A 26,636-nucleotide genomic window follows, 5' to 3' on the forward strand; every position below is an offset into this window, starting at 1 on the left:
GGAGACATCATGCACGCTTCCGATACCGCCATGCCCGGCCCGCTGGGCGGAGGCATTCCCGAAGGGGCCGCCTCGGCGTCAAGCCGGCTGCGGCCCAACGAATATGTGATCAGCGGCTCGAATCCGTTGGTGGCGGCGGCCAATCCGCTGCTCGACCTGATTCCGCAGATCCGCGCCACGACCTCGCATCCGTCGCCGGCCATGCTGCGCGAGCACTTGCTCGACGAGATCCGCCAGTTCGAGCTGCGCGCGCAGCAGGCGGGCATTCCCAACGAAACCATCCTGGGCGCGCGCTATTGCCTGTGCACGGCACTGGATGAAGCGGCCGCGCTGACGCCCTGGGGGGGCAATGGCGTCTGGTCGGCGCACAGCCTGCTGGTGACATTCCACAACGAAACCTGGGGTGGCGAGAAATTCTTCCAGTTGCTGGCCAAGCTGTCGCAGAATCCCAGCCAGCACCTGGACCTGCTGGAACTGCTGTACTACTGCCTGGTGCTGGGTTTCGAGGGCCGCTACCGGGTGGCCGACAACGGCCGTTCGCAGCTCGAGACCCTGCGGCAGCGCCTGCTGCGCATCTTGCGCAGCGCGCGCGGCGATTATCCGCGCGCCTTGTCGCCGCATTGGCAGGATGTGCCGGCCCAGGCCCAGCTGCGGCGCCTGCCGATACCGCTGTGGGTGTTCGGCGCACTGGTCGCGGTGCTGGCGCTGGCCATCTATTGGGCCCTGGCCTGGAGCCTGAGCCGGCAATCGGATGCGGTGTTCACCGCAATCAGCGGCTTGAGGCCGCCCACGGTGCAGATCACGCCCACCCGCAGGCCCGCCCCCGCGCCGCGCCTGGCGGTCTTCCTGGCGCCCGAGATCCGCGACGACCTGGTCACGGTGCGCGACGAGGTCGACCGCAGCGTAGTGGTGCTGCGCGGCGATGGGCTGTTCGAGTCCGGTTCGGCCGGGGTGCGCGAACAGTACCTGCCGGTGCTCTCGCGCGTGGCCGATGCCCTGCGCGAGACCGAGGGCAACATCCTGGTGCGCGGCTACAGCGACAACATTCCCATGCGCGGGGCCCGCTATCCATCGAACTGGCACTTGTCGCAGGCGCGCGCCGACGCAGTCAAGGAACTGCTGGAAGGGCGCCTGGACAATCCGCAGCGAGTGCGCGCGGAAGGGCGTGGCGATGCCGATCCGGTGGCGCCGAACGATACGGCGGCGGGGCGCTCGCGTAACCGCCGCGTCGAAATCACGCTGATGGTGCCGCCGGTGCCTCGGGAAGAGACGGTCGAGGGTGCGCGGCAATGATCCATAACGTATTTGGTTTCCTGTTCAGCCGGGGCCTGTGGAATTTCCTGGGCCTGGTGGCGCTGGCGCTGCTGATCTGGATTGCCGGCCCGCTGTTGGCCATCGGCACGACGCGGCCGCTGGAAAGCGAGACGACGCGCATCATCGTGATTGCCGTGTTGTTCGGCTTGTGGCTGCTGCGCATCCTGTGGCGAAAATGGCGCGAAGGGCGCCTGAATGCGCAATTGCTTGGCCAGTTGCGCAAGCCCGCGGCCAAGAAGAAGGTCGAGCCGGAACCCGGCAATCCCGAGATCCGCCAACTGGAAGAGCGCTTCAACGAAGCGGTCGAGCTGCTGCGCAAGACACGCTTTGAAGGCGGCAAGCGGCGCCTGTCGCTGGACCGTTTCTCGAAGCAGTACCTGTACCAGTTGCCGTGGTACGTCATTATCGGTGCGCCCGGGGCCGGCAAGACCACGGCCCTGGTGAATTCCGGCCTGAATTTCCCGCTGGCGGACCGCTTCGGCAAGGTGGCGCTGCGCGGCGTGGGCGGTACGCGCAATTGCGACTGGTGGTTCACCGACGATGCGGTGCTGCTCGATACCGCGGGCCGCTACACCACCCATGAAAGCGACGCCACCGGCGACGAGGAAGAATGGAAGGGTTTCCTGCGGTTGCTGTCGAAATACCGCGGGCGCCAGCCCATCAACGGCGCGATGCTGACGGTCAGTGTCGAGGACCTGCTGGCCGCCTCCGATGCCGAGCGCGTGCAGCACGCGGCGGTGCTGCGGCGACGGCTGCAGGAACTGCGCGAGCAACTGGGCATCCAGTTCCCCGTGTACGTGCTGGTCACCAAGGCCGACCTGCTATCGGGCTTTGAAGAATACTTCGCGTCGTTCAATCGCGAAGACCTGTCGCAGGTATGGGGTTTTACGCTGCCCTATACGCGCACCCAGGAAGCCGATTTCGATCTGTACGAGGCATTCCATGCCGAGTACCGGCTGCTGCAGCGCCGCCTGGACGATGCGCTGCCCGAGGTGCTGGCGGCCGAGACCGATGCGTCGCGTCGCGCGCTGGCCTACATGCTGCCGCAGCAGTTCGCCGGCCTGCAGGCTGTGCTGGGACACTTCCTGAGCGATGTGTTCGCCACCTCGAAATACGAGGCGCGGCTGGTGCCGCGCGGGGTGTACTTCACCAGCGGCACGCAAGGCGGCGAGACCTTCGACCAGGTCACGGGCCACTTGAAGCGCTACCTGCGCATCGACGGCGGGCCGGCGCCGGCGGCCAGCGTGCCGGGCGAGGGCGACGGGCGCAGCTACTTCCTGAAGGGCCTGCTGCAAGATGTGATCTTCCGCGAAGCGGGACTGGCCGGGCGCAACCTGCGCTGGGAACGCCGCTATCGCCGCCTGCACTGGGCCGGCTATGGCCTGATCGCGGCGCTGCTGGTGGCGTTGCTGGTGGGCTGGGTGATGAGCTACCGCAACAACAAGACCTACGTGGCCGAAGTCTCGCGCCGCGTGCCCACGGTAGAGAAACTGGGCCGCGAGATCAAGATCACCCGGGCAGGCGACGTGCTTGGGCTGATGCCGTTCCTGGACAGCCTGTGGTATTTGCCGCGGCACGCCAACTTCGAACTGGATGCGCCACCCCTGAGCTACCAGTTCGGCCTGTACCAGGGCCAGAAGATGCAGGCGGCCTCGCAAGGTGTCTACCGGGACACGCTGGAGCAAGTGCTGCTGCCGCAGATCGCCCGCCGGGTCGAAACCGCGCTGCGCTCGGCGGCTCCGGGCGACCTGGAGTTCTCGTACGAGGCGCTGCGGGCCTACCTGATGCTTTACGAGGCCGACCACTACGATGCCGAGTTCATGCACGCCTGGCTGCTGTCGGATATGCAAAAAACCTTGCCCGAGGGCTACACGCGCCGCCAGTACGAGCTGATGTCGCTGCATTTGCGCAACCTGGTGCAGGGCCGCGTGCTGTCTTCGCCTTTCCCGCGCGACGACGAGCTGGTCAACGAGGCGCGCGAGCGGCTGGCGCGCTATACCCTGGCGCAGCGCGCCTACAGCCGGCTGCGCCGCATGCTGGCCAATAGCAGCGAGCAGGGGCCCGAACAGACTGCCATTACGCTGGGCGGGCCGCAGGCCAGCGCCGTGTTCGTGCGCAAGAGCGGCAAACCCCTTACCCAGGGCATCCCGTCGCTGTACAGCTATGACGGCTACTGGAAAATATTCAACCAGCGCGTCACGCGCGTGGCCGACCTGCTGCGCCAGGACGACGCATGGGTGCTCAACATCGAGGCGCCCGGCATCCTGGACCAGCGCGCGCAGCAGCAGTTGATCGTGGACATCAAGCGCTTGTACATGAACGACTATGTCGAGCAATGGGACGGCTACCTGAACGACCTGCAACTGGCGCCCACGACCTCGCTGTTGCAGAACATCCAGATGGCGCGCACGCTGTCGGCGCCCGAATCGCCGCTGGTGAAGCTGGTGCAGGGCGTGGCGCGCGAGACATCGCTGCTGCGCGATACCGGTGACGGACAGTCGCTGATGGACCAGGCGCGCAACCGGGTCAGCAGCACGCGCGAAGCGCTGGAGCAGATGTTCGGCCCCACGGGGCCCAGTTCCGCGGTACGCGCCGATGCCTCGGACGACAAGCTGGAACGTATCGTCGACCTGCATTTCGAGCCGTATCGCCGGCTGGCCCAAAGCGAAGGCCAGGGCAGCCCGCCCGCCATTTCCGCCACCACCGGGCTGATCAACGAGCTTTATACATACCTGACCGCTGCCGATGCGGCGCTGCGCAGCGCCAGCCCCGCGCCGGGGTCGGACGTGGTCACCAAGCTGCGCGCCGAGGCGGGCCGGTTGCCCGAGCCGCTGCGCGACCTGCTCAACACCCTGTCGGTCAAGGCGTCGGGCGAGATCTCCGAGGCCACCCGCGAACGCATGGGCGACACCGTGACGGCCACGATCGGGGTGTTCTGCCGGCAGTCGATCGCGGGCCGTTATCCGTTCGCCAACGGCTCGTCGCGCGATGTGGCGCCCAACGACATGGCGCGGCTGTTCGGGCCCAACGGCATGATGGATGATTTTTTCCAGAAGCACTTGGCCACCCAGATCGATGTGTCGGGAACGCGCTGGCGCTTCAAGCCCGGCATCGACGGGCAGCAGGGCGACAAGGCCGCCTACCTGGATTCGTTCCAGCGCGCCGGCGTGATCCGCGACGTGTATTTCACCGCGGGCAGCCCCCTGCCGTCGTACCGCGTGGCGATCCGCCCGCTCGAGATGGATGCGCAGATCACCCAGTTCCTGATGGACGTGGACGGCCAGACCGTGCGCTATGCGCACGGCCCGCAGGTGGCCACCAACGTGCAGTGGCCGGGGCCGCGCGGCAGCAACCAGGCGCGCATCGAATTGACGCCCCAGACCGGTCCGGCCGGAATGTCCGCATCGGGGCCGTGGGCACTGAACCGTTTGCTGGACAAGGCGCAGTTGCGGCGCGGGGCATCGCCCGAAATCACCATCGCGACCTTCGACATCAACGGCCGCAAGGTCGTGCTGGAGATCACCGCCAGTAGTGTGAAGAGTCCTTTCCATCTTGCCGAGATGCAGGGGTTCTCCTGCCCCGGCCGCTAGAGACGGAATCCGCCATGGACGACGCAAACGGGAAACTGGGGTGGTACGGCAAGATTCCTGCCTCGGGCGATTTTGTGCATCGCCGCTTGCCGCGCGAACTGATTGCCTGGTGGGATCGCTGGCTGCAGTACGGCCTGACGGCGCTGAAGCAGGCGCCCGATGACAGTGCGGCCCGCAGCTTCGCGACCGCGCCGATCTGGAACTTTGCCATTCCATCGGGGCCCAGCGGCAACGGGGCGCAACTGGGCTGCATCGCGCCCAGCCGTGACCGGGTGGGGCGGGGTTACCCCCTTTGCGTGATCATGTCCATTCCGGAAGACGCTTATCACAGCACCATGCTCGACGGCGCCACCGACTACTACCGGCAGATCGGCGCCAGCATGCTTGCGGCGGTGCGCCATGGCTGCGCCGCAGAGCAATTCGACCGCGAACTGCAGGAAATCCGCGTGCCGGGCGCCGTGCTGCCGGTAGAGCGTTCCAGCGGCAGCGACATCATGGACATTCTCAATGCCGGGCTGGAAACTGCTGCCGAGCCGGTCTCGCAGCGCAGCCTGGCCGCCTGGCCCGACTTGCCGTTCTGCTTCAACCCCAGTTCGCATACCAGCTATTGGTGGACCAACCAGGTCGACGGGGCGGCATTGCAAACCTACGTGCACGGCGGGTCGTTGAACGCTGCGCTGTTTACTCGATTGTTCGCGTCGCTGCCGGCCTGGCGCTAGGCAGCAATCCCTTACGTGCCCGGAGCCCTGTATGAGCACAACTTCCGCCACCTTGCCCAATCGCGACGTGCCCACCGGTGCCGGGCCCGGCCATCGGCCGTTGAGCGCGATCGCGGCGGCCGCCGGCGGCGGCGTGCCGCAGGCGCGCATACGCCGGGTGCTGGCCGACCTGGCTGCGCCGCTGGCCGAACTGCACAGGCAAGGCGGCGTGCATGGGGCCATTGCCATGAGCACCATCGGCCTGGACAGCTCGGGCAAGGCGCACCTGCTGGTACCGCCGCTGGAACCCGCCGCCGACGCCGAGGGCGGCGCACGCCTGGAGGGCTACGCGGCATTCGAGCAATATACCGATGACCCCGAACGGCCTTGCGGACCCTGGACCGATATCTACGCCTTGAGCGCGGTGGCCCACAGCCTGCTGGTGGGGGCCGCCCCTCCGGGGGCGCTGGCCCGGTGCGTGAAAGACACGTATGTGCCGCTGGCCGGGCGCGAACTGGGAGCCTACGACCCCGGGTTCCTGCAGGCGGTGGACCGGGGCCTGTCCATGACGCCGGCGGCCCGCCCGCAGGATATCGAGGTCTTCTCGCAGCTTGTCGGCCTGGGCCTTTCGTTGCAGCCCGTGGCCGAGCCGCAGCCCGTCCAGGCGGCCAGCGAGCCCGAGTTGCCCCCCGTTGCGGCGCCCCCGAAACCCGGGCCGGGGCCGCGCGTGCCGCTGCTGGTCATGCTGAGCGTATTGGCCGCCGTGGCGTTTGCTGTTTACCTGTGGCTGCGTCCGGGCGCGCCCAGCTCGCAATTGGCCAGCCGCGCCACACCGCCGGCGCCGCCGCCGGCAGCCGCGCCGGCCCAGCCCGAGCCGCCTGTGCCGACGCCCCCGGCGTTGTCCGACCTGGGCACGCCGCGGACGGCCGATCCGGCTGCGCCGCCCGCGCCGCCCGCCGAAGATACCGTGCCGGCGCCATCGGACCCGGGCCCTGCCGCGGTGCCCGGTGGCACGCCTCCTGGGGGCGCTGCGCCGCCAACGGCCCAGCCGCCTGTGGATCCTGCCGTGCCCCCGGCCGGTTCAGCGCCGCCCGATCCCGCCCAGTCGCCGCAGGATGCCCAGCCGCCCGCAGACCCTGCGGTGCCTTCCGTGCCGGGCGAGCCCGCGCCAGCGGGTTCGGCTGACCCCGCGGGCACGACCGCCCCGGATGCGCTTGCCGCGCCGGGCATGGCGCCCGATTCAACCGATCCGGCCGCGGCAGCCGGCGCGCCTGGGGACGAAAGTGCCGTGCCGCCCGAGACGGCGCCTGGCCAGACTCCGCCTGTAGAACCCCCGCCCGCCGCATCGGTGGCGGTACGCGTCCATGTGCAGCCATGGGGCGAAGTATTGGTCGATGGCCGTTCGCGCGGCATCAGTCCGCCGTTGACCCAACTGACGCTATCGCCGGGCCAGCATCGCGTCACTATCCGCAATCCTGCCGCGCCTGACTACAACACAACCGTCAATATCAGCGCCGGTGGTTCGGCGTCGATTTCCCACGTGTTCGAGTAAAGATTCAGCCGCCGGTAGCGCTACCATCGTCGGACGCGCCGGCGTCTTCGACGACATCGGCAGTAAACATATAGCCCCAGCCATGGACTGCCTTGATGGGCAGGCGCATCTGGTGGGCGGCGGCCTTGCGGCGCATGCGGCTGATCATGACATCGACAAAGCGGCCGCGCCGCTCGCCGTCGCTGGCTTCACCCGATTGCATGCCATCGGCGATCAGGGTGTCGCGGCTGACTTTCTTGTCCGGAGCACGCACCAGGCGCAGCAGGAAGCCGCGTTCGGCCGTGGTCAAGGCCAACTCCTGGCCGGCAGGCGCGATCAGCGTCCAGCCCTTGCTGGCCAGCCGCCACCCGGCGATGGCCGGCTCGATGGGCTCCGTGCCCACGCTGCTTTCAATGGGCACCATGTTCGGCACGGCCACGGTCTCGGCCACCTTGACCGAGACGACGTCGGCCACGCGGCGCAGCAGCGACTGGAACACCGCCGCCAGTTCCAGGCCACTGGCGCTGGTATCCAGGCAGGCATCCGCGCCACACAGCAATGTGCGCACGCGCGCCTCGCTGTCGGCAAAGCCTGCCAGCGCGATGATCCCCAAGGTATGCCGCATGGCACGCAATTGCGCCGCGGCGATATGTATTTTGGGCAGCGAGCCCGTCAGCACAATCAGCGAAACGGCGTGCTGAGACACATGAGTGTAAAGGTCGGCCAGTTCCGTATAGCGATGAACCTGGAATCCCAGGTGCGACAGATCGGCGATCTGCTGCGGGTGGGCGGTGTCGTCTCCGGCTAAAAAGAGGACATCCAACGATTTATTCATGATTCCCTTCCGGATGGGGGTACCAGGGCAACTGGCATGCCGCGTCTGACAATACCGCGGCCCGCGGTTTGTAAGTGTTTTGAATAAGGGTGGTGGCGCAAGGTAAGCCGTGGCGATGCATGGCCGGCGCCCGAATCGCGGGGATCAACGATAAATCGATGTTGGTGGCAGGAGCGAGGTCTGACTGCTGTTGTTGTGTAATCCTGTGTCTCATTTAACCTCAAATGTATATCTATGTGAATATAGGCGCCAAATTGATACAATTCGACCTGGCGGCGATTATCGCCGCCTCCTTTTCAGCCTCGGACATCCACTGGGCCGCGGTACAGTAGACACCTTGTACTGACTGCGGAGTACCAGACATGCCGATTCCTGCGCTTGCCCGCGGCTTGCTGCTTGCCGTCGTGGCGATTGGGGTGGCCGGCTGCGCCAATACCACTGGCCGTGCCACTGCCCAGGGTGCTGCCGCGGCAAATGCTGCCACCAGTGCCGACTCGCTGGCCCAAACCCGTTGGGAACTGACCCGCTGGACGACCTCCAAGGGGGTCCAGCGCACCATCCCGCATGGCGATAACGGTGAACCCATACAACTGACCTTCCTGGCCCATGACAGCCAATACCGGGTAAACGGATTTTCGGGCTGTAATCGCTATATGGGCAGTTACAAGCTGCAAGCGGGGAAACTGTCGATTTCGGCGCCTGCCAGCACACGAATGGCCTGCCCGTCGCCCGAACGGGCCCGGCTCGAGGCCGACTACCTGAAAGCCCTGGCCGATATCCGGACCTTTACGCTGGATAGCGGCAGTGCGCCGCGCCACCTGAGCTTCAATGTCCGCGACGGGGAAGTACTGGAATTCGTGCGCCGGCAGGATCCCCCCACGCCCCAGTAATCGTACCCGGGCCGGTAAGGACTTGCTTACTAATATTGTGCGCCCCGTCGCGCCCACGTGTCGCCAACCATGTCCACCGTCGTCAACATTGCTGCTTATAAATTCGTTTCCCTGGACAATCTGGCCGATTTGCGTGCCGATGTCCTGGCACAGGCCGAAGCCGTCAGCCTGAAAGGCACGGTCTTGCTGGCCGGAGAGGGCATTAATTTGTTTCTGTCCGGCTCGGAACCAGGTATTGGTACATTATTGCATTGGCTGCGTGCCGACCCTCGCTTCGCCGACCTTGAAGTGAAGTTCAGCTTTTCGGATGCGGTACCGTTTCGCCGGCTTCGGGTAAAAATCAAGCGCGAAATCATACGCATGGATCATCCCGCCATCCAGCCGCAAGCCGGCCGTGCGCCCGCCGTCGCCCCCGCCACGCTGGCGCGCTGGCTCGGCCAGGGGGCCGACGATCATGGGCGGCCCGTGGTCATGCTGGATACCCGCAATGCTTTCGAGGTGGACGCCGGTACGTTCGCGGGTGCCGTCGATTGGCGTATCGAGCGCTTCACGCAGTTTCCAGCCGCCGTGCAGGCACACCGCGACAGCCTGCGGGGCAAGACGGTGGTCAGCTTCTGCACCGGCGGCATTCGTTGCGAGAAGGCTGCGTTGTATATGGCCGAGTCGGGTATCGAGCACGTCTACCAGCTCGATGGCGGCATCCTGAAATACTTCGAGGAAACCGGTGGCAAGGGATTCAACGGCCATTGCTTCGTTTTCGACGAGCGCGTGGCGCTGGACCCGGCCTTGGCCCCGGCACGCGGCCCTGCAGAGCCTGCTGCCTGACGGGCGCGCGGTGCCGGCATCCCCGCCCCCGCAGCCATCGGGGCGCCCGCCTGCCCGCCCAGGTATTGCCGCCTGCCTGGCCCGGCGTGTGGCGGCCGTCATTCTGGGTACGACATTACTAGGAGGATGCGCCTTGCCGCCGCCCGAGAACCGCACGGTATCCCACGCGCTGCCCGCCGCACAGGCGCGCGCCACGGCGCTGGGCCAGGCCATCGGCCCGTTGGCCGACGCCCACCCAGGGCTGTCCGGCATTCATGCGCTGGCCGACGCCCACGATGCTTTTGCGGCGCGCGCCTTGCTGATCCAGGCCGCCCAGAAGACGCTGGACGTGCAGTACTACATATGGCGCGGCGACATGACCGGCACCCTGCTGCTCGAGGCGTTGTTCAACGCCGCCGAACGAGGCGTGCGCGTGCGGCTGCTGCTGGATGACAACGGGATTGCCGGCCTGGACGACGTGCTGGCCGCGCTGGATACGCATCCCAACATCGAGGTACGGCTGTTCAATCCATTCACCGTGCGCCGGCCCAAGATGCTGGGCTACCTGACCGACTTCGCGCGCCTGAACCGCCGCATGCACAACAAGTCGCTCACTGCCGACAACCAGGCCACCATCATCGGCGGGCGCAACGTGGGTGACGAATACTTCGGCGCCGCCGACGATGTGCTGTTCGCCGACCTGGACCTGCTGGCGGCGGGGCAGGTGGTGGGCGAGGTCTCTGCCGATTTCGATCGCTATTGGGCCAGCCAGTCCGCCTATCCGGCCGCGGCGCTGCTGGACATGCCCGATGCGGCGCAACTGCCGATGCTGCATCGATCGGCGTCGCGGTTCGAAAAAGACCCGGCGGCCTTGGCGTACATGAACGCGCTGCGCGACCTGCCGTTCATCCGCCAGATGCTGGCCCGGCAACTGCCGTTCGAATGGGCGCCCGCGCGCATGCTCAGCGACGACCCCGCCAAAGCCCTGGGCCAGGCGCCCGACGGCGTGACACTGGCGGACCAGTTGCAACACGTGCTGGGCCAGCCCGCCAGCCACCTGGAGCTGGTATCGCCGTATTTCGTGCCGACCGCGGCCGGCACGGATGCCTTCGTGCAGATGGTGCAGCGCGGCGTCCAGGTCCGGGTATTGACCAACGCGTACGAGGCCACGGATGTCGCCGTGGTGCATTCAGGCTACGCCAAGCGCCGCAAGGACTTGCTGCGCGGCGGGGTGCAACTGTACGAGATGCGCAGCCAGTCCCAGGCCAAGCCGCCGGGCCAGGGGCCGTTCGGCAGTTCCGGCTCGAGCTTGCATGCCAAGACTTTTGCGGTGGACGGCAAGCGGGTGTTCGTGGGGTCCTTCAATTTCGATCCCCGCTCGATGCATTTGAATACCGAGCTGGGCTTCGTCATCGACAGCCCGGTGCTGGCCGGGCAGATGGCCGACACGTTCGAGCAGGGCATTTCCCGCCAGGCCTATCGGGTCGGCCTGGCGGATGACGGCCACCTGTATTGGACGGCCGATGGCGATGGCGGCCGGCAGCGCTACGACACCGAGCCCGGAACGAGCTGGTGGCAGCGCCTGCTGATCTGGTTGCTGTCGTTGCTGCCTATCGAGCCGCTGCTGTAGCGGCCTAGCGCACGCGCATGCCCGGCTGGGCGCCGGGCCAGGGTTCCAGGACGTAGATGCCCGCATCGACCGCGTCGTCGGCGTGGCTGGCCGCCAGCACCATGCCTTCGGACACGCCAAACTTCATCTTGCGCGGCGCCAGGTTGGCCACCATGACGGTAAGCTTGCCCACCAGGTCTTCGGGGCGATAGGCCGACTTGATGCCCGAGAACACATTGCGATGCCGGCCTTCGCCGACGTCCAGCGTAAGCTGCAGCAGCTTGGTCGAACCTTCGACGTGCTGGCAATCGACGATCTTGGCGATGCGCAGGTCGATCTTGGCGAAATCGTCGATGGTGATGGTGTCGGCGATCGCTTCGCCGCCCGGCATGGGGGCGGCCTGGACGGGCGCGGCCGGCGGCTCGAACAACTGGTCGAGCATGGCGGGTTCGACCCGCTGCATCAGGTGCTTGAACGGCGCCACGCGCTGCGGCAGCACCGCCGCGTCGCCCCACGCATACGGCTGCTCGGCGCCGAACAGTTCGCGCGCCACGCGGTCGGACAAGGCCGGAAGTACCGGGGCCAGCATGACGGACAAGGCCTTGAAACCCGCCAGCGAGCGCGAGCAGATGTCTTGCAGCCGGGCTTTCTGCGCCGCATCGGCAGTGCCGATACCCTTGGCCAGCACCCACGGCTGGGCCGTGTCGAAGGCCTGGTTGATGCCATCGGCATAGGCCATGATCTCGCGGATGGCGCGGTTGTACTCGCGGGCCTCGAATGCCGCGCGGATCGATTCGGCCTGGGTGGCGAATTCGGCCGACAGCGCCGCGGTGTCGCCTTCGTACGCCAGCACGCCATCGAAGTGCTTGGTGATGAAGCTGGCGGCCCGGCTGGCGATGTTGACGTACTTGCCGACCAGGTCGCTATTGACACGGGCGACGAAGTCGTCGGGATTGAAGTCGATGTCTTCGACCCGGGCATTGAGCTTGGCGGCGATGTAGTAGCGCAGCCATTCGGCGTTCATGCCCAGTTCCAGGTAGCGCAGCGGCGATATGCCGGTGCCCCGGCTCTTGGACATTTTCTCGCCGCTGACCGTGATGAACCCGTGCACATTGAGCGCGTCCGGCGTCTTGCGTCCGGCGAACTTCAGCATGGCCGGCCAGAACAGGGCGTGGAAATAGATGATGTCCTTGCCGATGAAGTGCACTTGCTCGGTGTTGCCTTGCGGGTCGAGCAGGGCGTCGAAATCCAGGCCCTGCTGGGCGCAGTACGACTTCAGCGAAGCCAGGTAGCCCACCGGGGCGTCCAGCCAGACATAGAAATACTTGCCCGGTGCGTCGGGGATTTCGATGCCGAAGTAAGGCGCATCGCGCGAAATATCCCAGTCGCCCAGCTTGGCCTGGCCGTCGTCGCCGCCCAGCCACTCGCGCGTCTTGGCCTGCACCTCGGGTTGCAGATGCCGGGTGCCGGCCGCGTTGCTGCCGGTCGTCCAGTGTTGCAGGAATTCGACGCAGCGCGGGTCGGACAGCTTGAAGAAGAAGTGCTCGGACGACTTCAGCACCGGCGTGGCGCCGGTCAGTGCCGAATAGGGGTTGATCAGCTCGGTGGGGGCGTAGACCGCGCCGCAGACTTCGCAGGAATCGCCGTACTGGTCCTTGGCGTGGCACGTGGGGCATTCGCCCTTGATGTAGCGGTCGGCCAGGAACATGCCCTTGACCGGGTCGTAGAACTGTTCGACGGCGCGCGTTTCGATCAGGCCGGCGGCCTTCAGGGCGCGGTAGATTTCGTGCGACAGCGCGACGTTCTCGGCCGAATCGGTGGAATGCCAGTGGTCGAAGCGGATGTGAAAGCCGTCCAGGTAGCGCGGGCGCTCGGCCGCATAGCGGGCCACCAGGTCTTGCGGCGCAATACCTTCTTTTTCGGCCTTGAGCATGATGGGTGCGCCATGCGCGTCATCGGCCCCCACGAAATGCACCGTATGGCCTGCCATGCGCATCGAGCGAACCCAGATGTCGGCCTGGATGTATTCCATGATGTGGCCGATATGGAAGGATCCGTTGGCGTAGGGCAGCGCGGTCGTGACGAACAGGGTGCGGGACATATCGTGATTGTTGGTTCAGGGAAGGGGTAGCCGGCTATTTTAGCGGCCCCCGCAGGGAACACGCGCGAAGCGCAAAAGGGAACACGCGCGCGTAGCGCAAAAGCACGCGCCCCTGCGCCGGACCGGGCCGGGGCAGGGGCGGGAAAGAGACCTTACGCTGCGCCTTGGGAAGCCGCCTGGATTCGCCAGGCGTCCGGGCTCATCCCCGGGCGGGCGCTGGTGCCTTGGGGCGGCCCGGCGGCCAAAAAGCCGGCTGCGCGTCGCTTAGCGGACTTCGCGGGCCTCGACGTCGATCACGTCGCCGCGCGCGGGCGTGAACGGCGGCGTTGCCCCGGGGCGGAAAGTGCCGGGACGCGAAGTCTGGCGCTGGCTCCAGTAGGCGCGGACGCCGAACGGCTTGCCGCGTACCTTGGCCACGATATACAGGATGCCGACCGCGATCGCGGTCGAGATCATGAATACCAGGGCCATGGCCATGCCGAACAGAGCCAGCACGGCGAACGCAACGGCACGAAGGAATCGGGAGATAGTGTCGATCATGATGGTCGGATGCAAAACAGGACAAAAGGTTCCCGCGTATCCGCTATCCTTGGGGGTAGCGGTCGGCGCAAAGCCGCCCTGCCTATGGAATCTGAGTAATGAGTATAACGACAGCGCAAGTCCGTGCGGCGTTGCGGGCCGTAACAGAGCCATTTTCGGGCCAGGAACTGGCCACATTTGTAAAAGACAGTGACATTGGTTTGGGTGGTGAGACGGTGTCGGTCACCCTGACCATGGGTTATCCGGCCGCGCACGTGGCCCAGCAGCTCGAGCAAGCCGCCCGCCAGAGCCTGGCCGCGGCGGGGGTGCAGAATGCGCAGGTCGCCGTGAAGTGGTCGGTGGGTACCCATGCCGTGCAGCGTGGCCTGAAGCCGCTGCCCACGGTACGCAACATCGTCGCGGTCGCTTCGGGCAAGGGCGGCGTGGGCAAGAGCACCACGGCGGTCAATCTGGCGCTGGCGCTGGCTGCCGATGGCGCGCGGGTGGGAATCCTGGACGCCGATATCTACGGCCCCAGCGTGCCCACCATGCTGGGCATCTCGGGCCGCCCGGCCAGCCACGACAACAAGACCATGGAGCCTCTCCAGGGCCATGGCCTGCAGGCCAATTCCATCGGCTTTCTCATCGATGCCGATGCCCCGGCCATCTGGCGCGGTCCCATGGTGACGCAGGCCTTCGAGCAGATGTTGCGCCAGACCAACTGGCGCGACCTCGACTACCTGATCATCGACATGCCGCCGGGCACGGGCGACCTGGCGCTGACCCTGGCCCAGAAAGTGCCGGTGGTGGGCGCCGTCATTGTCACCACGCCGCAGGACCTGGCGCTGCAAGACGCGCGCAAGGGCCTGCGCATGTTCCAGAAGGTCGACGTGCCCATCCTGGGCATCGTCGAGAACATGGCCGTGCACATCTGCACCCAATGCGGTCATGCCGAGCACATTTTCGGCGAGGGCGGCGGTCGGCGCATGGCCGAGCAGTACCAGGCGCCATGGCTGGGCAGCCTGCCCCTGGCCATGGAGATCCGCGCCCAGACCGATTCGGGCCGGCCCACTGTCGTGGCCGACCCCGATGGCGAGGCCGCGCGGCACTATCGCGACATTGCACGCAAGCTGGCCGCCGGCGTGGCGGCACTGCCACGCGATATGGCCGGCCGGTTGCCGCCTGTCGTCGTCCAGTCGTCGACCTGACGTATGCGGTTACGGGCCGCCCTGCTGCTGGCCGCCCTTTGGGGCGTGGCGACCGGCGCACGCGCGCAGGCCCCCGAAGTCATCATCGACCCGGGCGGCGTCACGCCGGCCGCGCTGCAATCCATCACCGAGGCCGTCGGGGCCATTACACGGCTGGCCGAAGACCAGGACGGCGGCGAAATCGACCGCCTGCGCCGCCGCGCGCGCGACGCCACGCTGGCCGCGCTGGCCACCCAGGGTTATTTTGCGCCCACCGTCACGCTGGAAACCGGCACCGACGTGGGCGGCGAGACCTGGGATATCTCCATCCAGCCCGGCGAGCGCGCCCACGTGGCGTCGGTCGAACTGAATTTCACCGGCCGCGTCACGCGGCCCGAATATGCCGAGCGCGTCGCCGACCTGCGCAAGAACTGGCTGCTGCCCGTGGGCCGGCCATTCATCAACAGCGATTGGAACCGGGCGAAATCGACCCTGCTCGATGCCGTGGCCTCGCGCGATTTCATGCTGGCGCACATGACCGCCTCGGATGCCGCGGTGCATGCCGATACTGCCGAAGTGCACCTGTCGATCACCATCGACAGTGGCCCGCAGGTGCGCATGGGGCCGCTGAATACGCAGGGCCTGCGGCGCGTACCCGATTCGCTGGTGCAGCGCTATGTGCGCTATACCCCCGGCGACCCCTATCGTCAGGACAGGCTCGACGGCTGGCAGCAAGACCTGCAGTCCACCTCGTTCTTCCGCGGCGCATTCGTCACGCTGGACTCCTCGGCGTCTGAATCCGAAGCCGGCCCGGAAGCCGACCCGGAATCGAAGTCGCCGCCGCCCTCCGAGCAGCCGGCCGCCACCCAATCCGAGCGCGCGCGTGCACCGGGGTCGTCGGGCCTGGCCGCGGCCACGCCCGAGGGCGACTCGCAAGTGGCGGGCGGCCCGGACGCGCGCCGGGCGCCGCGGCCCGACTCCGATGGCGTCGTGACCCTGCCCGTGGATGTGCGCGTGGTCGAGGCGCCGGCGCGGCGCGTGGCCACGTCACTGGGCGTCGATAGCGATGCCGGCGTGCGCGCCGAGGTCAACTACCGGCAGAACGTGGTGTTCGGCGTGCCCGTCACGCTTGAAAGCGGCGTCGGTGTCGACCGCCTGCGCCAGCGCGCGTTCCTCGACTTTCACTTGCCGCCCGACGCCAAGGGCCAGCGCGATTCCATCGGCCTGCTGGCCGACCATTCCGACATCCAGGGCCTGGATGTGCGGCGGTTTGCACTGGGCGCCACGCGACTGCGCGAGCGCCGGGGCGCCGGCGATAGCCGCGTCGAATACGAAAACCGCTGGGGTGTGTTGCTGGCGCACGATCACGTCAAGATCGACGGCGGCGACGAGTTCGACCTGCCCAGCGCCACGCTCACCGCCGAATGGTTGCGCCGCGATGTCGACAATAAATACGATCCGCGCGAAGGCAACCTGATCGCCGTGGGGGGCGGGGTCGGCATGGTGCTCGACAGCGGGCAGCCGTTCTTCCGGGCTCGCTTGCGCGGCCAGAAGTGGTGGCCGGTGGGCCAGCGCGACATACTGACCATACGTGGCGAAGTCGGGCGGGTATGGTCCGACTCGGCCACCCGCGTGCCGGACGATTTCGGCTTCCGCACCGGCGGGGCCCGCACCATCCGCGGCTATCGGTACCAGAGTATCGGTGTCGACCGAGACGATGCCGTGGTGGGCGCGCCCACGCTCGCGGTGGCCAGCATTGAATACGACCATTATTTCGACGACCGCTGGGGCATGGCGGTGTTCGTCGATGCCGGCGACGCGGCCGAGTCGTTCGGCGAAATGAGGATGAACGTCGGCTACGGCGTGGGCGCGCGCCTGCGCACGCCGGCCGGCCCCTTGTTCCTGGACCTGGCATACGGCCAGCGCGAGAGCGACCTGCGCCTGCACTTTTCGCTGGGGATCGCCTTTTGAACCGCCTGCGCGCCGTGCTGCGCCACCTGCTGGTCTGGTGGTTGCCCCTGCCCATCATGCTGTTCGTGCTGCTGTGCGCGTTCATCTTGTGGCTGGCCGGCACGCAGCCCGGCACGCGCATGCTGATGGGGGTCGTGGCGCAGCAGTTCGACGGCCGCGCCGAACAGGTGCGCGGCAGCGTATTGGGCGGCCTGGAAGTCGGACGACTGCAACTGGCGCTGCCCGGTGTCGATCTGGATATCGCCGATTTGCGCCTGGACGTGCAGTGGCGCGCGCTGGGCCAGCGCCTGGTGCACGTGCGCGAATTGTCGGCCAGCAGCCTGCATGTGGCATTGACTTCCGATCCCGACGCCCCGCCTTCCGATGAGCCCCTGGCGCTACCCGCACTGCCGGTGGACGTGGCGCTGGACCGCCTGGCGCTGGGGGCGCTGGACGTGCGGATCGACGGCACCCCATTGCCCCTGGGCATCAGCGACCTGGTCGCCGCCCTGGATGCCGATGCCCGGCACGCCCAGCTGCGGCTGGCCAGCCTGCGCCTGGATCATGCACAAGCCATTGCCGAACTGCAGGGCCAGTTCGACTTGCTGCAGATGGCGCAGCCCTGGCCGCTGCGCGCCCGGCTGGATATTGCCGCGCAAGGCGTGGGGCCCGATTCGCCTTTGTGCGCCAGCCGCATGCTGGCCAAGCAGGCGGCCAAGCCGGCGCGCGGCAAAGGCAAGGCCAAGCCGGCCGCTGACGGCGAGCCCGCCAGTCAAATATGCGCGGCCACTGTGCGCGTCGACGCGGAAGGCTCGTTCGACCAGCTCGACGTGAGCCTGGACGGCGCCACCGCCGACGGCGCCCTGACGCTGTTGGCGCAGGCCGGGCTGGCGTTCGGCGATCCCTTCCCGGTGCGCACCGCCAACCTGACCTTGCGCCTGGCCGACAAGTCCGGCCTGGTGGTGACGCTGGACCGCCAGCCGCAACCTTTGCAGCCCGGCGTGGACAGGGTGGTGGCAACGCTGGACGCCGAGCGCCTGGACCTGGAGCGCCTGCTGGGCGACATGCTTCCGCCCGCATTACTGAGCGCGCGCATGGCGGTCGATGCGCAGGTCGCGGGCGCGTACGATCTGCGGCAGGCCAACGTCCAGGCCACCATTGCCCAGGGCAGCCGCTGGAACCGCCAGGCCCTGTCCGGCACCTTGAACGGACGCCTGGACGCCGCGGCGGTGCCGGCCCAACCCCAGGCGCCATCCCGGCCCGCCGCCGCGCCGTCCGACCCGCTGGCGGGATACCAGTTGCGCGACCTGAAGCTCGACCTGAGGCTGGGCCCCAACCGTGTGCGCGCGCAGGGCCAGCTCAGCCAGGGCGATGGCGCACTGACCCTGGATGCAAATACCCCGCGGCTGGATGCCTTCTGGCCTGGCCTGCCTGGCGGGGCGACCTTGCAGGGCCGGCTGGAAGGCCGCCTGGAACAGCACCGCGGCCAGTTCAACGCCCGCTATACCCCCGCCGATACGCGTGCCGATACGCTGGGCCGGGCGCCCATGCGGGCCGAGATCGCTTTTGCCGGCGGCTGGGGCCCCGGGCAGAATAACCAGGCCGAGGGCGGCCTGCCCGGCTGGCGCGGCCGGATCGAACGCCTGACGGCCGGCTCGATGGATTTCGCTGCCGCCCTGCAGCCCATGACGCTGGCGTTCGTGCCTGACGCGGCCGCCCCGCGCTGGCAGTGGCAGGCCGGCGCCACGCAGCTGACCCTGACCCTGCCCGACAAGCAGCGCGTGCTGATCGCCCACCAAGGGTCGCGCGGCGGCCCAGGCCGCTGGGAAACCGCCGGCCGGGCCGACAACCTGGTCATTACCGGCTCGATGCTGCGGCAGATCATGCAGGCCACCGACCCCCAGGCCGCGGCCCGCGCGGCGCAGCGCCAGCAGCGCGTCAACGCGCGGGTGCCCGATAACCAGCGCCGCATCGCCCTGGATGTCTCATGGGACCTGCAATTCGCCGGCGCCCTCTCGGGCCGTGCCCGGGTCGCGCGCCGCGATGGCGACCTGCGCATCCCGGGCGATCCGCCCATTCCGCTGGGCCTGACCAATCTGGTGCTGGACCTGGTGGCCAAGCCTGCCGGCGGCCGCAGCAGCCGCGTGGACGCGACGCTGGACGTGCGCACGCAGAAAATGGGAACCTTGTCCGGCACGGGCTCGGCCGCCCTGGTCACGCGACCCGATGGCTCGCTGGCCCTGGATACCGCCCGGCCCATGCGCGTCAACCTGAATGCCGATATTGCCGACCTGACGTGGGTCGACCTGTTCGTCGGCGACACCATGGAAGTGCGCGGCAAATTGCAGGCCAACGTCAGTGCGCAAGGCACGCCCGGCGGTACCTGGGATACCTCCGGCACGATACGCGGAGACGCGCTGCGCGTGGTGCGCATCGATGACGGGGTGCGTCTTATCGACGGCACCCTGGCGGCTCACCTGGAAGGTACCCGGGTAGTACTGGATTCGCTGCGGTTTCCGGCCTCGTTGCGCGTCATGCCCGATGAATGGCGCACGCGCGAATGGATCACCCGCAATCCCGATGCCAAGAATGGCTACGTCGAGGCCACCGGCCAATGGGACTTGCTGCAGGCGCAAGGGGCGGTACACCTGAAACTGCACCGTTTCCCGGCCCTGCAGCGTTCCGACCGGTACGCGATGGTGTCGGGCACGGTCGATATCAATGCCCAACTGCCGCGTATCTCGATCACCGGCGATCTTACCGCCGACGCGGGCTGGTTCAGCCTGGAAATCCTGCAGGGCGTGCCCAGCCTGGATGACGACGTGCGCGTGATCCGGGCGGGCGAGGACGAACAGGCCCGCGAATCGCCCATGCAGATGAGCATGAACCTGAAGTTCGACATGGGGCCGCGGTTCTACATTACCGGCATGGGGCTGGACGCCGGCCTGCTGGGCGCCATCGAGATCAACATGGCCGATGGCCGCCTGACCGGCGTGGGCGCGCTGCGTACGCGCGGCGGGGGCATCGAGGCCTACGGGCAACGGCTGCGCCTGCGCCGCGGCACCCTGACCTTCCAGGGCCGGCTGGACAATCCCTTGCTCGACATCGAAGCCCTGCGCACCGGCGACCAGGTCGAGGCTGGCGTCAGGGTCAGCGGCACGGCACAGCGCCCGCGCATCGACCTGGTGTCGTACCCCGAGGTCAGCGATGTCGAGAAACTGTCGTGGCTGATCCTGGGGCGCGGGCCCGACGAGGGCGGCAGCGACGCGGCCCTGCTGTTGTCGGTGGGCACCGCGCTGCTGGGCGGCGGGCAGCCGTTCTACCGGCAATTCGGGCTGGACGAGATCAGCATCCGTTCGGGCACCATCGGCAGTTCGGGCAGCCTGCTGCCCAACCGCACGGTGGCCAGCCAGGTCAACCTGGACAGCAACAGCGACCTGGCCACCCAGTTCCTGGTGGCCAGCAAGCACTTCGCCAATGGCATCACGCTCAGCGTAGAGCAGGCCATGTCCGGCTCGGAAACCGTGGGCCGGGCCAGCTACCGGCTGTCGCGCAAGCTGTCACTGGACCTGAAGGGGGGGACCATCAACGGCATCGCCCTGGTATATCGCACCTTCTTTGCGGACTGAACCGTCCGGGCTTGATCCCGCACCGCGTTGGCCTGGCCCGGCAAGACGATAAAATAGCCAACAATCAACCTGGGCACCCTCACCATGAGCATCAAAAGCGACCGCTGGATCCGCCGCACCGCGGCCGACGCCGGCATGATCGAACCCTTCGAGCCGGGCCAGGTACGTACCGCCAATGGCGGCCGTATCGTCAGCTATGGCACCAGCAGCTATGGCTACGACGTGCGCTGCGCCGACGAATTCAAGATCTTCACCAACATCAATTCCACCATCGTCGATCCCAAGCAGTTCGACGAGAAATCGTTCGTCGATTTCAAGGGCGACGTCTGCATCATCCCGCCCAACTCGTTCGCGCTGGCGCGCACGGTGGAATATTTCCGCATCCCGCGCAGCATACTGACCATATGCCTGGGCAAAAGCACCTACGCGCGTTGCGGCATCATCGTCAACGTCACGCCGCTCGAACCCGAATGGGAAGGGCACGTCACGCTCGAGTTTTCCAACACCACGCCGCTGCCCGCCAAGATCTACGCCGGCGAAGGCTGCGCGCAGATGCTGTTCCTGGAAAGCGACGAAGTGTGCGAGACCTCGTACCGCGACCGCGGCGGCAAATACCAAGGCCAGCGCGGCGTCACGCTGCCGCGCACCTGATCACCCGGCCGGCTGCGGCCGCGGGTGATCGCGCTGGTATTCGATATCCCATTCGGTTTCGCCGGTCTGCACGAAACCGTGGCGCAGGTAGAAGCGGTTCGAATCGCTGTCGCGCAGCGCCCCCACCCGCAAGGGCAGGCCGGCCGCCTGCGCCTGGCCAATAATGTGCGCCATCACGCGGCTGCCCAGGCCGCGGCCGCATTCCGCCGGCAGCAGGTACAGGTGATCCAGCCGCAGCGCGCCGTCCAGGTGGCGCAGGGTGTAGAAGCCGATGCGCCGACCGTCCAGCTCGACCGCCCGGGTGCCGGCCGGCACGAACGTCGCGCGTAACCGCTCGCGCGAGCGCTGCGGATCATAGCGGCCCAATCGTTCCAGGCTGGGCCGCATGGCGGCGGCCCGCAGGTCGGCCAGCGCGTCGAAATCGTGTTCGGCCACGGCGCAATAGGCCAGGTCGATGGCGGTCATGGCGGGTTGTTCTCTACTGTGGAAATCGCATCGTAACCCTGGCCCAGAAACTGCAGGACGCACAGGCCGTGGCCGAAGGGATCGCACAAATGGGCAATGCGCCCCCAGGCATGGGTGTGGGGCGGATCTTCCAGTATGGCCCCTGCCGCCACCGCGGTGCTTACCGCGGCATCGACATCGTCCACCACGAAATCCAGGTGTATCGGGGTCCAGTGGCGCGCGTAGTCGCGACCGCCGGCCACCGTGCCGGCCGGGCGCGAGCCCTGGGCCTTGCGCAGCAGGTAAATCGGCGCGCCGGCGCCCTGCAGCTCGGCGCCGTCCTCGCCAAAGCGGCGCGTGACTTCCAGGCCGAAGGCGTCTCGATAGAACTGGATGGCCCGGTCCAGGTCGTCGATATCGATATTGATCAGCACTTGCATACAGCCTCCGCCGCCGGGCGTTGCGGTTGCGCAACAAAAAGGCGTGTCGTGAAGTGTCCAGTATGGCGCCGTCGCGCAGGCCGTACAAGCCGCAGCCCCAGGGGGAACTGCTGCGGGGGACGCATGCCGGCCTGGCGTGACACGCCGTACGCGTTCGTAACCAGGCTCGAATGACCTTGGCTGTGCAAGGCGCGACGCCAGCGGCGGCAAATATAATGGACTTACCTTATCGCGCGGGTTGCCGGCGCAGGAGCCAACAATGTTCGGTTTCCTCAAACACACGCAGCAAGTAGACGAAGAGGCGCAAGACGAGTTCATCGAGCGCGTCAACGGTGCGGCCGCAGCCTTCCTGGCCGCCGTGCCGGACACCTCGGCACTGGACTATTCCATCGAGAGCATCGCGGCCCTGGATGTCGTGCTCGAAGAGGCCTATCAGGGCCGCCTGGCGTTGACGCCCATGCAAACCGTGGGCGCGGCCGCCTATCTGTACGAAGTGGGCCGCCGCCACTACGGCGGACTCTACGAGGTGTGCGACGACGAAGACCCCGTGGTGCTGGTCACCGGCGAGCCCGACTTCGAGGTCTGCCTATGCGCCATCTCCAAGGTCGAGCGGCGGCTGCGCAACGGCGCGGCCGACACCTTGCCGGAATTCTTCCAGCATTATGTACGCGCCGTCACAGCGCGCACATCCGACACCATACGGTGACCGCAGCCAGGCTTGGGCTGCGACACTTTCGCGCTCACAGCCTCGACCCCCAGCGCCGCCCCGCAAAGCGGCCTACAATTCCCCTCCGCGCAACGCCCCCCGCGCCGGGGCGTTGCTTTGTCAAGCTGCGGTCCCAGACTCGCAGTACACTCGCCTCCGTTTTGCCTCGCCCCCTGGAGCGCCCGCATGAAATTCCGCTTCCCCATTTTCATCATCGACGAAGACTATCGTTCCGAGAACGCCTCGGGCCTGGGGATTCGTGCGCTGGCCACGGCCATCGAGGCCGAGGGCGTCGAGGTAATCGGCGTGACCAGTTATGGCGACCTGAGCTCATTCGCCCAGCAGCAAAGCCGCGCCAGCGCGTTCATCCTGTCGATCGATGACGAAGAGTTCGACGTCGATTCGCCCGAAGACGTGGCCGGCGCCATCAAGAAGCTGCGCTCGTTCATAGGCGAGCTGCGCTTTCGCAATGCCGACATTCCCATCTACCTGTACGGCGAGACGCGTACGTCCGAGCACATCCCGAACGACATCCTGCGCGAGTTGCACGGCTTCATCCACATGTTCGAGGACACGCCCGAGTTCGTGGCGCGCCATATCATCCGCGAAGCGCGCAGCTATGTCGACAGCCTGCCGCCGCCGTTCTTTCGCGAACTGGTCAAGTACGCGCAAGATGGGTCGTATTCGTGGCACTGCCCCGGCCATTCGGGCGGCGTGGCGTTCCTGAAGAGCCCGGTGGGGCAGATGTTCCACCAGTTCTTCGGCGAGAACATGCTGCGCGCCGACGTCTGTAACGCGGTCGACGAACTGGGCCAATTGCTGGACCACACCGGCCCGGTGGCCGAGTCCGAGCTGAACGCGGCGCGTATTTTCCATGCCGACCACTGCTTCTTCGTGACCAACGGCACGTCGACCTCGAACAAGGTCGTGTGGCACGCCAACGTCGCCGCCGACGACGTGGTGGTGGTGGACCGCAACTGCCACAAGTCGATCCTGCATGCCATCACCATGACGGGTGCCATCCCGGTGTTCTTGCGGCCCACCCGCAACCACCTGGGCATCATCGGGCCGATTCCGCTCGAGGAATTCGACCCCGAGAACATCAGGAAGAAGATCGAGGCCAATCCGTTCGCGCGCGAAGCCGCCAACAAGAAGCCGCGCATCCTGACATTGACGCAAAGCACCTACGACGGCGTCATCTACAACGTCGAGATGATCAAGAAGCAGTTGGGCGATTACGTCGATACCCTGCATTTCGACGAAGCCTGGCTGCCGCATGCGTCGTTCCACGAGTTCTACCAGGACATGCACGCCATTGGCCAGGGCCGCCCGCGCCCGCAACAGCCGATGGTGTTCGCCACGCACTCCACCCACAAGCTGCTGGCCGGCATTTCGCAAGCCTCGCAGATCATCGTGCAAGAGTCCGAGACCCGCAAGCTCGACCGCAACGTGTTCAACGAAGCGTACCTGATGCACACCTCCACCTCGCCGCAGTACGCCATCATCGCGTCGTGCGACGTGGCGGCCGCCATGATGGAACCTCCGGGCGGCACGGCGCTGGTGGAAGAAAGCATCCGCGAAGCCCTGGACTTCCGCCGCGCCATGCGCAAGGTGGAATCCGAGTTCGGCAAGAACGACTGGTGGTTCAAAGTGTGGGGCCCCAACCGCCTGGCGTCCGAAGGCATCGGCAACCGCGACGACTGGGTACTCGAGGCCAACGACCACTGGCATGGCTTCGGCGAGCTGGCCAACGACTTCAACATGCTGGACCCGATCAAGGCCACAGTGATCACGCCGGGGCTGGACATGTCGGGCAGCTTCGGCGAAACCGGCATTCCGGCCGCGCTGGTATCCAAGTACCTGGCCGAGCACGGCGTGGTGGTCGAGAAGACCGGGCTGTACTCGTTCTTCATCCTGTTCACCATCGGCATCACCAAGGGGCGCTGGAACACGCTCTTGACCGCCTTGCAGCAATTCAAGGACGACTACGACCGCAACCAGCCGCTGTGGCGCATCCTGCCGGACTTCTGCCGCGGCCATCGCGGCTACGAGCGCATGGGCCTGCGCGACCTGTGCCAGCAGATCCACGAAGCCTATCGTTCGAACGACGTGGCCCGCCTGACCACCGAGATGTACCTGAGCGACATGGTGCCGGCGCTCAAGCCGTCGGACGCTTTCGCGCGCATGGCTCACCGCGAAGTCGAGCGCGTCGAGGTCGATCAACTGGAAGGCCGTGTCACCGGCGTGCTGTTGACGCCGTACCCGCCGGGCATTCCGCTGTTGATCCCGGGAGAACGCTTCAACCGCACCATCGTGCAATACCTGCAGTTCGCCCGTGAGTTCAACGAACGCTTCCCCGGCTTCGAAACCTATATCCACGGCCTGGCCGACGATGTCGCGCAGGATGGCAGCAAGCGGTATTACGTGGACTGCCTGATCGAAGACTAGGGGAAACGGAAACCTGGCTCTGCGCGGGGCCAGGCTATCTGAATCGCGTCACCGAGTAGGGCGCCAGTGCGCCGGCGGCAAGGTCGCCGGCCATTGCGCGGGCGATCAGGCGGCCCGTATTGACCGAAGCGGTCAGGCCCAGGTGGCCATGCCCGAAGGCGCACCACAGGCCTTCGCGGCCCGGCACGGGGCCCAGCACGGGCAGCGAATCCGGAAGACAGGGGCGGTGTCCCAGCCAGACCTGCGGCGCATCGATACGCAATTGCGGCAGCCCCGCCTGCGCGTGCCGCGCCAGCAGCATGGCGCGGCGCATGTTCGGTGCTTGCTGCAGGCCGCCAAATTCCACGGTACCCGCCATGCGCAGGCCGGTTTCCATCGGCGTGATGAAGACTTTTCGGTCGGCCAGCACCACGACCCGGCTGGGCGCGATATTCGGGTCGGGCTGGTGCAAGTGATAGCCGCGCTGGCTCTCCAGCGGAACACGATAGCCCTGCGCCGCCAGCAGCGCGCCCGACCAGGCGCCGGCACACACCACGATCTGCTTTGCCTGCCAGTCGCGGTTGCCGTCGGACAGGGTCCAGCCTTGCGGAGTGGGCTGCATGGCTGCGATGTGGGCTGGCACAAACACCGCCTGCATTTCGACCAGCCTCGATGCCAGGGCGCGGCCGTAGCGCAGGGGGTCCGCCATCCAGCCTTCGTCGGGCAGGAACACGCCCGCGGCATAGGCGGGCCCGACAGCCGGCTCCAGGTCGGTGATGGCGTGGCGGTCGAGCGTATCCAGCCGTAGTCCATGTGCCTGTTTCAGTTCCCAGGTGCTGCGATCCTGGCTGCGTGTGCGCACATCAGGGTACAGGTGCAGTTGGCCCGTGCGCCGTACCAGTTCGGGGCAGCCCAGTTCGGCGGCCACCTGGGCGTGGCTATCGACCGCGCCTGCCAGCAGGTAGTCCAGCGCCATGGCAATTTCGCGCACGCGCCGCGGCCGTGCCGACGCGACAAAGCGCGCCAGCCATGGCGCGGCCCGCAGCCAATAGCCCGCGGGAATGTGCAGCGGGCTGGCGGCGTCCAGCAGCATGGAGAACGCGCCGCGCAACACCCCGGGCATGGCCAGCGGCGCGACCGAGCGCGATGAGAGCGCGCCCGCATTGCCCGCCGAGCATTGCGAAGCCGGCGGGTTGGCGTCGTACAGGGTAACGGCCCTGCCCGCCTGCCGCAGTGCATAAGCCGTGCACAGGCCCACGATGCCCGCGCCGATGATCGCGACCTGGTCCTGCTGCGCTTGCTGCATGGTGG

General features: G+C 67.1%; 19 protein-coding genes. 13 read left to right on the top strand and 6 right to left on the bottom strand.

Going from position 1 to position 26,636, the window contains the following annotated elements; translation table 11 throughout:
* Positions 1–9: 9 nt before the first annotated feature.
* Genes KW845_RS11300 through KW845_RS11315 form a run of 4 tightly spaced genes read left to right on the top strand, consistent with a single transcriptional unit; the run spans position 10 to position 7,154 of the window.
* Positions 10–1,293 (top strand): DotU family type VI secretion system protein, encoded by a 1,284-nt coding sequence (locus tag KW845_RS11300; protein ID WP_370628200.1) that lies wholly within the window; start codon positions 10–12, stop codon positions 1,291–1,293.
* Positions 1,290–4,904 carry a type VI secretion system membrane subunit TssM gene (tssM, locus tag KW845_RS11305; protein ID WP_218369311.1) on the top strand — a complete coding sequence of 1,205 codons (3,615 nt, stop codon included), beginning with the start codon at positions 1,290–1,292 and terminating at the stop codon, positions 4,902–4,904. Before KW845_RS11300 ends, tssM begins: the two co-directional genes overlap by 4 nt.
* Positions 4,905–4,918: 14 nt before the next feature.
* Entirely contained in the window at positions 4,919–5,623 is a 705-nt protein-coding gene (tagF, locus tag KW845_RS11310; protein WP_218369312.1) for a type VI secretion system-associated protein TagF, read from the top strand.
* Positions 5,624–5,654: 31 nt separating this feature from the next.
* A complete protein-coding gene (locus tag KW845_RS11315; RefSeq protein ID WP_218369313.1) occupies positions 5,655–7,154 on the top strand; it encodes a hypothetical protein in 1,500 nt (499 codons plus the stop codon).
* Positions 7,155–7,158: 4 nt separating this feature from the next.
* On the opposite strand, the gene KW845_RS11320 is transcribed toward KW845_RS11315, so the two are convergent.
* Entirely contained in the window at positions 7,159–7,968 is an 810-nt protein-coding gene (locus tag KW845_RS11320; RefSeq protein ID WP_218369314.1) for a response regulator transcription factor, read from the bottom strand.
* Positions 7,969–8,330: 362 nt separating this feature from the next.
* On the opposite strand from KW845_RS11320, the gene KW845_RS11325 reads away from it, so the two are divergent.
* The 3 genes from KW845_RS11325 to KW845_RS11335 all read left to right on the top strand — a co-directional run bounded on the left by KW845_RS11325 (position 8,331) and on the right by KW845_RS11335 (position 11,292).
* Positions 8,331–8,858: an META domain-containing protein gene (locus tag KW845_RS11325; protein ID WP_218369315.1), complete on the top strand. Its 528-nt coding sequence runs from the start codon at positions 8,331–8,333 to the stop codon at positions 8,856–8,858.
* A gap of 69 nt (positions 8,859–8,927) precedes the next feature.
* Positions 8,928–9,683, top strand: coding sequence for a sulfurtransferase (locus KW845_RS11330; RefSeq protein WP_218369316.1), 756 nt, complete (start codon positions 8,928–8,930; stop codon positions 9,681–9,683).
* A gap of 64 nt (positions 9,684–9,747) precedes the next feature.
* Positions 9,748–11,292, top strand: coding sequence for a phospholipase D family protein (locus KW845_RS11335; RefSeq protein ID WP_218370005.1), 1,545 nt, complete (start codon positions 9,748–9,750; stop codon positions 11,290–11,292).
* Positions 11,293–11,296: 4 nt separating this feature from the next.
* Here the strand turns inward: KW845_RS11335 and metG are convergent, their stop codons facing one another.
* Positions 11,297–13,372, bottom strand: a complete 2,076-nt coding sequence (metG, locus tag KW845_RS11340) for a methionine--tRNA ligase (RefSeq protein ID WP_218369317.1) — start codon at positions 13,370–13,372, stop codon at positions 11,297–11,299.
* Positions 13,373–13,636: 264 nt separating this feature from the next.
* Positions 13,637–13,912 carry a hypothetical protein gene (locus KW845_RS11345; RefSeq protein WP_218369318.1) on the bottom strand — a complete coding sequence of 92 codons (276 nt, stop codon included), beginning with the start codon at positions 13,910–13,912 and terminating at the stop codon, positions 13,637–13,639.
* A gap of 98 nt (positions 13,913–14,010) precedes the next feature.
* On the opposite strand from KW845_RS11345, the gene apbC reads away from it, so the two are divergent.
* From apbC to dcd, 4 genes are all read left to right on the top strand, one after another.
* The gene (gene apbC, locus KW845_RS11350; RefSeq protein WP_218369319.1) at positions 14,011–15,099 is read left to right on the top strand and encodes an iron-sulfur cluster carrier protein ApbC; all 1,089 of its coding nucleotides are present in this window, start codon (positions 14,011–14,013) and stop codon (positions 15,097–15,099) included.
* 3 nt (positions 15,100–15,102) lie between these two features.
* Positions 15,103–17,049, top strand: coding sequence for an autotransporter assembly complex family protein (locus KW845_RS11355; protein WP_218369320.1), 1,947 nt, complete (start codon positions 15,103–15,105; stop codon positions 17,047–17,049).
* Positions 17,046–20,657: a translocation/assembly module TamB domain-containing protein gene (locus KW845_RS11360; protein WP_218369321.1), complete on the top strand. Its 3,612-nt coding sequence runs from the start codon at positions 17,046–17,048 to the stop codon at positions 20,655–20,657. Before KW845_RS11355 ends, KW845_RS11360 begins: the two co-directional genes overlap by 4 nt.
* An 84-nt stretch (positions 20,658–20,741) precedes the next feature.
* Entirely contained in the window at positions 20,742–21,308 is a 567-nt protein-coding gene (gene dcd / locus KW845_RS11365) for a dCTP deaminase (RefSeq protein WP_218369322.1), read from the top strand.
* Here dcd and KW845_RS11370 read toward each other — a convergent pair whose 3' ends face one another.
* Positions 21,309–21,773, bottom strand: a complete 465-nt coding sequence (locus tag KW845_RS11370; RefSeq protein WP_218369323.1) for a GNAT family N-acetyltransferase — start codon at positions 21,771–21,773, stop codon at positions 21,309–21,311.
* The gene (locus tag KW845_RS11375; protein WP_218369324.1) at positions 21,770–22,192 is read right to left on the bottom strand and encodes a VOC family protein; all 423 of its coding nucleotides are present in this window, start codon (positions 22,190–22,192) and stop codon (positions 21,770–21,772) included. Before KW845_RS11375 ends, KW845_RS11370 begins: the two co-directional genes overlap by 4 nt.
* A gap of 259 nt (positions 22,193–22,451) precedes the next feature.
* On the opposite strand from KW845_RS11375, the gene KW845_RS11380 reads away from it, so the two are divergent.
* Both KW845_RS11380 and KW845_RS11385 read left to right on the top strand, forming a co-directional pair.
* Entirely contained in the window at positions 22,452–22,898 is a 447-nt protein-coding gene (locus tag KW845_RS11380) for a hypothetical protein (RefSeq protein ID WP_218369325.1), read from the top strand.
* A gap of 186 nt (positions 22,899–23,084) precedes the next feature.
* Positions 23,085–25,346, top strand: a complete 2,262-nt coding sequence (locus tag KW845_RS11385; RefSeq protein WP_218369326.1) for an arginine/lysine/ornithine decarboxylase — start codon at positions 23,085–23,087, stop codon at positions 25,344–25,346.
* A 34-nt stretch (positions 25,347–25,380) separates the two neighbouring features.
* Here the strand turns inward: KW845_RS11385 and KW845_RS11390 are convergent, their stop codons facing one another.
* On the bottom strand, positions 25,381–26,631 hold the full coding sequence (locus tag KW845_RS11390; protein WP_218369327.1) for an FAD-binding oxidoreductase: 1,251 nt from the start codon (positions 26,629–26,631) through the stop codon (positions 25,381–25,383).
* Positions 26,632–26,636: the final 5 nt, after the last annotated feature.

This window comes from Bordetella sp. BOR01 (assembly GCF_019218885.1).
Taxonomy (GTDB): domain Bacteria; phylum Pseudomonadota; class Gammaproteobacteria; order Burkholderiales; family Burkholderiaceae_B; genus Bordetella_A.